This window comes from Methanosarcina spelaei, assembly GCF_002287235.1.
GTDB lineage: Archaea > Halobacteriota > Methanosarcinia > Methanosarcinales > Methanosarcinaceae > Methanosarcina > Methanosarcina spelaei.
The window spans coordinates 41207-50859 of the sequence record NZ_LMVP01000013.1; the positions used below are offsets into that span (position 1 = coordinate 41207).

Here is a 9653-nt window from a genome sequence, read left to right on the forward strand (position 1 = left end):
ATGACGGAATCGGGAAAACTAAAACTCGACAGGACCAAGGAAGGAGTTAAGAAGTACTGGGATTATGGGAGCAAGTTCTACGATACGGCTCCAGGGAGTGGAGGGACTGAGGAAAGCGAGATGTGGAGAAATATATTATCAGGAGCGATCGGCCAGAACCCTAAAAATATCCTGGATGTTGGCAGTGGTACCGGAATAATCGCAATGTACCTGGCAGAGTTGGGGCATAGCGTAACTGCGGTAGATTTTAGTGAAGGAATGATGGATGTAGCCCGGAAGAAGGCCCTGGCAAAGGGAGCGGATATCCGGTTCATGGAAATGGATGTTGAGAACCTTAGCTTTGAGGACGATACTTTTGATTGCATCACGGCCAGGTACGTACTCTGGACTATGTCTCACCCGGAAAAAGCGGTAAAAGAATGGGTCAGAGTCGTAAAGCCAGGAGGCAGGATCGTCATTATTGATGGCAAGTGGATCACAAAAGGTCTACTTCCCTGTATATCCGCAGTGAATTACCACATTTACAGATTTATAAAATACGGAAAAAATCCCTTCACCTATGATTATAAGAAAGATATCAATGTTAGCCTCCCAAACCCGCATGGGGTCGATAAAGAGCAGGTCGTGGAATACATGTCTAAGGCCGGCTTAGTCGATACCACTGTTACTGACTTGAAGATAATTCGGGATATACAGCGGAAAAGGTTACCATGGTACTTAAAATACGCCAATGATCACCCCATTTTTATGATTCATGGTATCGCGGTAAAAAATAAGTAAACTTCGAGGCATTTTATGTCAATTAATGAAAACAAGATAAAGGAAGAAATCACGAAGCGATGGGACTATTCATCGCAGCGCTACGATACATATCACGGCCACGGGGTGAAGAGCGATGAAGAGGCAGCAGCCTGGAAAGTTCTTTTCAAACAGGTAATCCCAGGGGAAAATCTAAACGTTCTTGATGTCGGCTGCGGTACGGGCGAGATGAGCAGGATACTGGCGGATATGGGTCATAAGGTGACGGGTATAGACCTGTCCGAGAAAATGCTCTCTGTAGCGAAATCTAAGTCTCTTAGAGACATAGAATTCAGGATAGGCGATGCGGAAAATCCTCAGTTTAACGAAGGGAAGTTCGATGCAGTCGTGACCCGGCACGTACTCTGGACGCTGCCGAATCCTGAAAAAGCCCTTAAAAGCTGGAGAAAGGTGCTGAAACCAGGAGGAAAAGTAGTCGTCATAGACTGCTTATGGGATGACGGCCGCCTTGAGACACACCTGAAAAGGAAGATCGGTGAGGTTATGATACGTATCGTCGAAAGAAACGATATTTCCAAAGACAGTTATACTGCGGAAGTAAACGCTATCCTGCCCAACGCAAAAGGAGTATCCCTGGATAAGACAAGGGAATACATGGAAAAAGCCGGGCTTAAAGACGTGCGGTCAATAGGACTGGAAGACCTGGTACGAATCCAGAAAAAACATATGCCGCTCAGATATAAAATTGCCTACAAGTATGAGTATTATGTGATCTATGGCCTGAAATGAAATCTCAGGACAAATTTGCGAATAAACATTAACTGATGAAAAAATAGTAATAAATCTCATTATTTGTCAGTATAATGACAAAAAATAGGGGAAAAATAAACAAAATTCAAATATTGTATTACATAAAATCCAAATATTTATACAATTGAAACTTATACCTGAAGCAGGCAAGAGGTACAGATATGAATAAAAATAATTCAATTGTAATCGTTATAACTTTCATAATTTTTGTTATGTTAGTTGCCGGTTTATTTTTATTATCTGATTCTCCCAGGGCGCCGACAGAAAATAATACGATAATAGTGACAGATTTAGCGGGAAGAACTGTATCTCTTAAAGTGCCAGCTGAAAGAGTAGTTCTAGGTAGTTCAAGAGACCTTCACGAATTTGCTGCTATCGAAGGAGAAAACTTTTCCAAAAAAATAGTTGGCTGGGGTACGGATCTTAGAACATCTGATAAAGACACCTACGACAAATTTAGCGAAAAGTACCTGGAGATCAAAAATATACCTGAAGTTGGCTACTATGGGAATCAAGATTTCAGTATCGAAAAAATCATTTCATTGAACCCCGACCTGGTCATATTACCCATGTTTGATTATGATCTGGCAAAAGACGATTTGAACAAATTTGAACAGGCTGGCATCCCGGTGGTTTTTACTGATTTTTATCAAAACACGCTTGAAAATTCAACCAAGAGTATTACACTGCTGGGCAAGCTGCTGGGCAAGGAAAAAAGGGCAAAGGAAATCACAGATTTTTACAATGACCAGACAAACATTGTGTATTCAAGACTTGCTAAGATCAATAAGACCAAGCCCAGGGTCTATATTGAAAGTGGTTGGAAGGGTGCTTCTGAATATGGTAGAACATATAGCAGTTTGGGTTGGGGTCCAATTGTGAGTAAAGCCGGTGGTGATAATATTGCTAAGAGTTTTACTTCTGAGTCGGCGACTGTAACTCCCGAGTTTCTGATTGATGCTAATCCAGACATTATCATCATTACCGGTTCCAATTGGGTGACGACGCCAGATAGCATAAAACTAGGGTACTATGCCAGTAAAGACTCATCTAGATCTCTCCTTAAGGTATATCTAAAGCGTCCAGGTTGGGACTCACTGAAGGCCGTAGAAAATCAAGAAGTGTACAGTATCTTTCACACATACGACAGCAGGATTTACAGCTTTGCCGGTCTCCAGGCACTTGCCAAGTGGTTCTATCCTGAAGAGTTCAGTGATGTAGACCCGGAAGCCGGAATAAAGGAGTTTCACAAGAGGTTCATGCCCATTGATTATAGTGGAAACTGGATGCTTGAATTAAAAGAGTAGCACAACCTCGAAAACACATACAATATTGGATAACCTGCCGTCCCCTTTACATTTGGAAAATTGGAGATAGTATACCATAGGTCGTCCCAGGTCCTAAAAACGTCTTGGATGTCGAGTAGTACCAGAATAATCGACATGAATTTGGCATGGTTAGGCCATGATGTGACGGTGGTCTACTTTAGCGAAGGAATGATGGACATATCCCGTAAGAGAACTCTGGTAAAGGGAGCTAACATCCGGCTTATGAAAAGATGTAAAAAATCTCATCTTTGAGATGTGACCTTTGGTTCACTGCCCAGTACGTGCTCTGGGAAACTGCCGAATCCGGAAAAAGCCCTTGAAAACTGGCGTAATATGCTGAAGCCTGGAGGAAAAGTAGAGTCGTAGATGGCTTATGGGATAATAGCAGCCTAGAAACACGTCTGAGACGAAAGATCTGCGACATTACGATACTTCTTGTCGAAAGAAATGATGTCTCTAAATACAGCTTAATTCGGAAATGAATGCCATGCTGCCCCCAACGTGAAAGAGGATGTCTTTGGGCTACCCGGAAATATATGGAAAAAGTCGGGTTTAAAGACGTGCGGTCAATAGGACTGGAAGACCTGGTACGAATCCAGAAAAAACATATGCCGCTCAGATATAAAATTGCCTACAAGTATGAGTATTATGTGATCTATGGCCTGAAATAATTTCCAGAACAATCAAAGTTGTGTTAATCGAAGTTGTGTTAATCAAAGTTGTGCTGGCGTGAAAATACACAGTTGTTTACAACACAGTATTCGCCTGCACATCTTTGATATGAAAAATTTGTTATCAGTCAATAACTCCACATTGAAGTGATTTACTGGTTAAAAAGCTGGCCTATAAACCATTCGGGATCGAACTTTTTTAAATCTTCATAACCCTGCCCCATTCCGAAAAAGAGAATGGGTTTGCCTGTGATATAGGCAATGGATATTGCAGCTCCTCCTTTAGCATCGGCATCAATTTTTGTCAGGATGGACCCGTCGATTGGCACAGCATCATTAAACTGCGCAGCCCTTTCAACGGCATCATTCCCTGCCACGGCTTCATCTACGAAAATTATAAGGTCAGGAGTGCTTACCCTGCAGATCTTTTCCATCTGTGACATGAGGTTAAGGTTAGTATGCATTCGGCCTGCAGTGTCGGAAAGTATAAAATCGATTTTATGACCTTTTGCATACTGCACGGCATCGTAAATAACTGCAGCAGGATCAGCACCAGGCTGATGTTTTATCATTTTTACTCCTAGCCTGTCGGCATGGATCCCAAGCTGGTCGATTGCACCTGCTCTGAAAGTGTCTCCTGCAGCGAGGACTACGGAATAATCCGATTTGAGCAGTCTGTGTGTCATTTTTGCAATCGATGTCGTCTTTCCTGTCCCGTTAATTCCGACAAATACAATATGGACAGGCTTTTCTTTGTCTTTTACATACTCATCAAAGTCAAAAGTATTAGCAGACACCACATCAAGGATGGCTTTTTTCAGGGCTTCCTCTACAATCTCTCCGGTATTGCCGCCAATGCGCTTTGTAGTACCTGTGAGTTGTTTTTTAACTGATTCCACAATTGCCTCGGAAACCGATAAGGCAAGGTCACTTTCAAGAAGTCCCATTTCAAGTTCCCAGAGAGGCTCTTCCAGGTCTTTACTATCCAGATAAACTTCTCTATTAAGGACCAGGGCTTTTGCTTTCTTTGTAAATCCTATATTTGAAAATTTTTTGAAAAAGGACTTTTTTTCTTCAGGTATGTTTTCTTCTTCGGGTTTGCTCTCGATCGCCTTTTTTCTATTTTCCAGTTTTTTCCTGTATTCAGCCTTTTTTCTATCTTCGGTCTCAACAGTTGCAGAAGCAACCGTTACAGGTTTGGCTTCGTAACTTTCTTCTTCAGTCAGCGTTTCAAGAGCTTCTTCCTCAGGAATGGGCTCAATGTCCTCTTCAAAATCTTCTTCAGCCTCAGGTACAGGTTCGATGTCTACTGCTTTATCATCAATAGTTTTGCTGAGCGCCTTTTTAAAATTCCCCAGTTTCTCTTTGAATTTGTTGAACATAGGATCCCATTCCAAAAAAAGCCAATAAAAAATAGTAGTTAAGTCAAAATAAAAAGTTCTTTCTCAAATGCAGCTTTGAGTTCCATCTTTTGTTTCTGAGACAGGTTTTTCAGGCCTGGCTGGGTTGCTGAAGCTTTGCAGCTTCAGATTCCAGAGCCTGCATACCCTGTATATATTTAGTCAGTGAAGCATTCATCTGTTCGAGAATTTTCGTAAGCTGCTCTTTACGGCGTTTCAGAGTTTCAATGGCCTCATCAGCAGTCTCTTCTGCGCTAAAGCCTGCTCCAAGATCCACAATAACCTTGTCTGCGTTTTTTATTTCGGCGTAAACGAATGAACCAAATCCAACAGGTACCATCGTTTCGGCAATCTTACCTTCAGCTGAAACGGTTTTAAGCTCGTTGATGGTTACAATTGTCTGGTCGCAGCTTGTAATGGAAGCCTGGACCATGTTCATCTGCTGTCTTAAGCCTTCGGCCTGCCTCTGGAACTCCTGGTGCCTGGCTGCCAAATTTCTCATGTCTTCTTCACTGACTTCTACCATATCCTTCACTCCTCAGCAATGCTTTCGATCTGGATCTGGCTCCTCTTAATCCCATGCTTGCTTCCGAAGACAGAATAGACCTTATCAGTTGCGTTCTTTTCATTCTGACTTTCGATTTGCTTTGTGAATTTTTCCCAGGAATTTCCTGCTTTAAATTTACCTTTAACAATAAAGTTCTTCATCTTGGTCACCACTCTTGCTGTAACTTTTTATGAAACAGGTGGATTAATATCAATCTAAGAATCCAAGGGCTTCTTCAATTCTTCCAAGTTCGGGGCCTGTAGTGTCTGAACCTGCCAGATAATTCTTTGAATTCGCAAGCAGGCCTGAGCCGAGCATCTGAGTTCCAAAGTTCGTAGTTCCTATGTTTACAGGAAGCTCAAATATCTTTTCCAGAATTTCTCTTTCCGATGCTGTCACTTTCGGGTGCACCAGAAGCCCTTTGTTGGTGACAACTCCTGCCATCCCTACGTTCTTTATCCCGGCAATTGTTCCTCTGTAAACTTCTACTTTAAGGGTACTGGCAATTACCTCAATAGCCTTGTCTGACAGTTCGGGATGGACAAGGGCTGCGGAATCGTTTGCAAGTACGATGTTTCCTACTGCATTCAGCCTGCCCGGAAGGATCTCAGCCTTAACTCCTGTCAGTTCTTTTATTTCCCTGGTATCGGTCCCGTGTGAAAAAAGGAAACCGTTTGAGTTCCCTCTGGAAAGAGCTCCAATAACAACGCTTCCGTTTACAAGAGTATCAATGACCTTTGCACCGAGCGAATCCTCAAGTACGGCACAGGTTTCGGGCTTTGTTCCGGTTGGAACAAGAACAACATCTTCTGTGCAGGTTGCAAAGACCCCGATCATTGGGGTGTCGTATATATCCACTGTTCGAATCATATTCTTTGAAGCTTCGCGTCTTCTGGTATATTTTACTGGGCGAGTTCTGCCTGTACCTCGCCATCTGCGAATTTTACAGCTCTGACCCTGATGGAAAGAGGAGGCTTTTCACAGCCTTTTTCCCAGAGGCGTTCATTGATTGATTTGTCCAGTTTGACCTGTACAGAATCAACTTTCATGTGCCTTACAAGAAAACCTCTTACTTCAATAACTGCTCTGTTTGCTCTTTTCCATGCAGGGACTTTCCTTACTGTCCTTAGAGGGATAGTATATATCTGCTCATTTACCATGTCGTCAGCCATTTTTCCCACCTTCCTCGCTTACTTCACATCCAGGCTTCTTCTTCTCCAGTGCCTGCGTCTGGGATGACTCACAACCTTCCGATTAGTTTTCACAATAACCCACACTGGAATACGTGTGTTCTGTTTATGTGCCTTTGCAAGGCGTATTTTCTGTCCTTTCATGTTATGACTCAAGTGGATCACACCTGTTGACCTGAAATAACTTAATTTTGTTAATTTCCGATTATATCCGATAATTAGTTGATGATGATTTTAACCCTTGCATATCGAGATTTTTTCTCTGCCAGTCAAGCAGTAGTTTTTGAAACCATATCCGGTAAGTTTTATAAGGGTCTTGGTTAATCTGCAGCAGTATAAGGGTTGAATATAACTCAGGGTTGAATATAACTCGATTATTGTATAAATCTTTATTCCAGAATTTTCCCCTTCCGGAAGACTTCATGATTTTAAGGCCTGCTCTTACAGTTTTTCCTGGAAAGCACATGAGATTGGATATGGGAAGGAAATAGTTCTTTTATCTTCTCCTTACCGTCTCTCTGCCTGATTAACTCCCTTAGCTCGGTTTCGTAATCAGCTTTTTGAGTGTTTTCACTCGGCCCTTCTTCAATTTTCAGATAACGCTCTACAAGAATACTCACCGTTTTTTTGCCATACCCCTTCAAAGGGCATATGTACTGAACTCCCAATCGATCTTCGATACTTCGTACCTGTGAGATTGAAAGTACAGGAACTCTATCATCCCTTCTGGTTCCATCAGCAATGAATTTAACTTCCGGATCCGAAGCAAGAGTTTCTACGGCTTTTTCGTGAATATAATTAATAGCACTTTTCGGGAAACCGTCTTTCATTATTTTCTCGTAAGCCTTTTCAAGGACCTCCCATTCCAGAGAAAGAACCCTGTGTGGGAATCCTAACCTTTTTGCAGTTTTTTCTGCCAGCTCACCATTGGGTAGCAGGCCAAAACTAAAGGTTACAAGTTCTATCTCAAAAAACGGTTCCATTAAAAGGGCAGAGAGAGAACTGTCTTTGCCTCCGCTAAACAGGACCGAAATTCTCATTGTTTTTAAACTCTGGTTATAGATGTCTTACGTTTTTTTGGCTGCATCTTTATAAGGAGATTTTTGAGCTGTTCGTCACTAATTTGAGACGGAAGCCTTCCACTCTGAGCAAGCGAGATCAGCTGCATCTCAAGCTGTTCCCCAAGAGCCGGTCTTGACATCTTTAAAGTTGTAAGGCGTTCTCTTGCTTCAGGAGTAAGGATCTGCCTCAGGATAGCCTGTTTCTGAGCTTCCATCTCAGCTTTTGCCTGTTCCTGCTGGTAAGCTGCCTGGATGTCAGACGGTTGGTTCTGTGCCTGCTGTTTCTGAATTTCTGCAAGCCGTCTCTTTCGGATTTCGTTGAGTTCGTCATCCATTGTAGACATGGCAATCATCTAAAAAACCGGTTTTCCGGAGCAATCTGGGTTATGATTAATAATATCTGGATTAAGATCAATAATCTGGATTGAGATTTATGATATTTGAAAGGGAATCCTAAGAATTTTTCAGGTCCCTTTCGGATGGAATTCTCAGTATTTTGCAAGTCCAGGGATCTTCTCAACAAGTTCTTGCCTGAGCTCATTAGCTGCATTGTCAAGCATGGAGCGTCCACTTGCAGATACCGTTCTTCCGTCCTTTACTTTTTGCAGGTAACCTGCAGCTTCAAGCTGCTGTACTGCCTTTCTGGCAATCGAACCGCTGCCTTTTGCTTTGTGGGACGGCTGTGATCCGTTGTCCTTCTTTCCACCGTATACTGATCTGAGCCTTTCAATTCCTATAGGCCCGTCGGTATAGATTTTTCTCAGGATCGCTGCGGTTCTGATATACCACCAGTCATCGTTGTTCGGAGGGAGTTCTTTGTGAACCCCGGTCTTTACGTTCTTTGCCCACTCCGGGGGAACGACGGTTTCATTTTCTTTAAGAATGCCTGCAACCTTCTCGATAAGTTCCATTGCAGGGACATCAAATACTGTTGTCATACATGCCACCTTTTCTGAATTAGGTTGTCTTTGCAGATCCTGAGAGATAGTGCCGATTCTTCTCCCCTGGCTGCTAGAAATCTACTTTTCCCGAAACGAGGTAACTCTTTCTCTTTCGAGAGGTCCTTTCCGATCTTTATAGCTGGATTTGCGGACTCTTATGATTTGGGCTTTCAGGCCCGATAAGCCGGTAAATATGATTTTAGTTTAAACTGGAAGGAGGTTGATATATTTATCAATTACTGTGTTCAGGTATTCATATACAATCGATCAGCTGATTTATAGTATGAAAAGCTTCAAACTGAAAAACGATCAAATTGTATTGAATTGGCTCTTGTCGATTGACGCAAGTACGAACATCCAGCGTAATTACTTTCAAGCTATAAAAGCATTTTGTGAACTCATAGATAAATGCTTGATGAACTTATTCCGGAAGCTGAACAGGAAGCTAAACTTAATTTGTTGATGAGATAGAGGAGAATTAAAATATATTTTATCAATTTTCTTGTTAAACAGTTAACTTATTCCGATATTTATAGGCCGGAAAATTCATTTATGATTGTATTTTGCCATGAATTTTTGATTTACATTGTGTGTAGGTGATTGATTTCATGGGGACATTATCAGAACTTTCTCCATTTTTTCCTTCGATGCTTCTATAGCTTTCGGATTAATCAAGCCATGAACCTACATATCTGACTATTCTTTATCTTTTTGAGGCCTATAAGACACAATTCCATAATCTAGTGATTTCTCTTATTGTTCTTTCCTCAAACCTACAATTTTCTCTGCTAACTACCTCAAAAAGCTGCAATAATCTTGAAAAACAAATTCTTTGGCATTTTTGCCAAAGAATTTGTTTATTCATTAGATATTTTTTTTGAATATTTTATCTAAAATCAATACGCTCCGCTACTTTCTAAAGTGAAACTTTTATCAAAATAGCTTA

At 41.6% G+C, this 9653-nt stretch carries 13 protein-coding genes; 4 read left to right on the forward strand and 9 right to left on the reverse strand.

Annotated features, from left to right (window positions below):
- The 4 genes from ASJ81_RS01400 (at position 1) to ASJ81_RS22010 (ending at position 3568) form a co-directional block, all read left to right on the forward strand.
- Positions 1-780 (forward strand): class I SAM-dependent methyltransferase, encoded by a 780-nt coding sequence (locus ASJ81_RS01400; RefSeq protein ID WP_095642922.1) that lies wholly within the window; start codon positions 1-3, stop codon positions 778-780.
- 15 nt (positions 781-795) lie between these two features.
- The gene (locus ASJ81_RS01405) at positions 796-1548 is read left to right on the forward strand and encodes a class I SAM-dependent methyltransferase (RefSeq protein WP_095642909.1); all 753 of its coding nucleotides are present in this window, start codon (positions 796-798) and stop codon (positions 1546-1548) included.
- A 182-nt stretch (positions 1549-1730) separates the two neighbouring features.
- Positions 1731-2876 carry an ABC transporter substrate-binding protein gene (locus ASJ81_RS01410; protein WP_095642910.1) on the forward strand — a complete coding sequence of 382 codons (1146 nt, stop codon included), beginning with the start codon at positions 1731-1733 and terminating at the stop codon, positions 2874-2876.
- Between the two features lie 503 nt (positions 2877-3379).
- A complete protein-coding gene (locus ASJ81_RS22010; RefSeq protein ID WP_141241557.1) occupies positions 3380-3568 on the forward strand; it encodes a hypothetical protein in 189 nt (62 codons plus the stop codon).
- 152 nt (positions 3569-3720) lie between these two features.
- Here the strand turns inward: ASJ81_RS22010 and ftsY are convergent, their stop codons facing one another.
- The 9 genes from ftsY to ASJ81_RS01460 form a co-directional block, all read right to left on the reverse strand.
- Entirely contained in the window at positions 3721-4950 is a 1230-nt protein-coding gene (gene ftsY / locus ASJ81_RS01415) for a signal recognition particle-docking protein FtsY (RefSeq protein WP_095642911.1), read from the reverse strand.
- Positions 4951-5059: 109 nt separating this feature from the next.
- Complete coding sequence (pfdA, locus tag ASJ81_RS01420) at positions 5060-5494, reverse strand: prefoldin subunit alpha (protein ID WP_095642912.1); 435 nt, start codon at positions 5492-5494, stop codon at positions 5060-5062.
- A 5-nt stretch (positions 5495-5499) separates the two neighbouring features.
- Positions 5500-5676, reverse strand: coding sequence for a 50S ribosomal protein L18Ae (gene rpl18a / locus ASJ81_RS01425; RefSeq protein ID WP_048109172.1), 177 nt, complete (start codon positions 5674-5676; stop codon positions 5500-5502).
- 49 nt (positions 5677-5725) lie between these two features.
- Positions 5726-6385, reverse strand: coding sequence for a translation initiation factor IF-6 (locus ASJ81_RS01430; RefSeq protein ID WP_095642914.1), 660 nt, complete (start codon positions 6383-6385; stop codon positions 5726-5728).
- 32 nt (positions 6386-6417) lie between these two features.
- Positions 6418-6687, reverse strand: coding sequence for a 50S ribosomal protein L31e (locus ASJ81_RS01435; protein WP_095642915.1), 270 nt, complete (start codon positions 6685-6687; stop codon positions 6418-6420).
- 18 nt (positions 6688-6705) lie between these two features.
- Positions 6706-6861 carry a 50S ribosomal protein L39e gene (locus ASJ81_RS01440; RefSeq protein ID WP_080942342.1) on the reverse strand — a complete coding sequence of 52 codons (156 nt, stop codon included), beginning with the start codon at positions 6859-6861 and terminating at the stop codon, positions 6706-6708.
- Between the two features lie 272 nt (positions 6862-7133).
- Positions 7134-7745 carry a DUF7411 family protein gene (locus ASJ81_RS01450; protein WP_095642917.1) on the reverse strand — a complete coding sequence of 204 codons (612 nt, stop codon included), beginning with the start codon at positions 7743-7745 and terminating at the stop codon, positions 7134-7136.
- Positions 7746-7750: 5 nt separating this feature from the next.
- Positions 7751-8119: a DNA-binding protein gene (locus tag ASJ81_RS01455; protein ID WP_095642918.1), complete on the reverse strand. Its 369-nt coding sequence runs from the start codon at positions 8117-8119 to the stop codon at positions 7751-7753.
- 135 nt (positions 8120-8254) lie between these two features.
- Positions 8255-8704, reverse strand: a complete 450-nt coding sequence (locus ASJ81_RS01460) for a 30S ribosomal protein S19e (protein ID WP_095642919.1) — start codon at positions 8702-8704, stop codon at positions 8255-8257.
- Positions 8705-9653: the final 949 nt, after the last annotated feature.

What these genes read in the sequence shown, in the direction of transcription:
- ASJ81_RS01455 (WP_095642918.1), bottom strand. Translation starts at nt 8,119, where the DNA reads ATGATTGCCATGTCTACAATGGATGACGAACTCAACGAAATCCGAAAG.
- ASJ81_RS01400 (WP_095642922.1), top strand. Translation starts at nt 1, where the DNA reads ATGACGGAATCGGGAAAACTAAAACTCGACAGGACCAAGGAAGGAGTT.
- ASJ81_RS01410 (WP_095642910.1), top strand. Translation starts at nt 1,731, where the DNA reads ATGAATAAAAATAATTCAATTGTAATCGTTATAACTTTCATAATTTTT.
- ftsY (WP_095642911.1), bottom strand. Translation starts at nt 4,950, where the DNA reads ATGTTCAACAAATTCAAAGAGAAACTGGGGAATTTTAAAAAGGCGCTC.
- ASJ81_RS01405 (WP_095642909.1), top strand. Translation starts at nt 796, where the DNA reads ATGTCAATTAATGAAAACAAGATAAAGGAAGAAATCACGAAGCGATGG.
- pfdA (WP_095642912.1), bottom strand. Translation starts at nt 5,494, where the DNA reads ATGGTAGAAGTCAGTGAAGAAGACATGAGAAATTTGGCAGCCAGGCAC.
- ASJ81_RS01460 (WP_095642919.1), bottom strand. Translation starts at nt 8,704, where the DNA reads ATGACAACAGTATTTGATGTCCCTGCAATGGAACTTATCGAGAAGGTT.
- ASJ81_RS01430 (WP_095642914.1), bottom strand. Translation starts at nt 6,385, where the DNA reads ATGATTCGAACAGTGGATATATACGACACCCCAATGATCGGGGTCTTT.
- ASJ81_RS01435 (WP_095642915.1), bottom strand. Translation starts at nt 6,687, where the DNA reads ATGGCTGACGACATGGTAAATGAGCAGATATATACTATCCCTCTAAGG.
- ASJ81_RS01450 (WP_095642917.1), bottom strand. Translation starts at nt 7,745, where the DNA reads ATGAGAATTTCGGTCCTGTTTAGCGGAGGCAAAGACAGTTCTCTCTCT.
- rpl18a (WP_048109172.1), bottom strand. Translation starts at nt 5,676, where the DNA reads ATGAAGAACTTTATTGTTAAAGGTAAATTTAAAGCAGGAAATTCCTGG.
- ASJ81_RS22010 (WP_141241557.1), top strand. Translation starts at nt 3,380, where the DNA reads ATGCCATGCTGCCCCCAACGTGAAAGAGGATGTCTTTGGGCTACCCGG.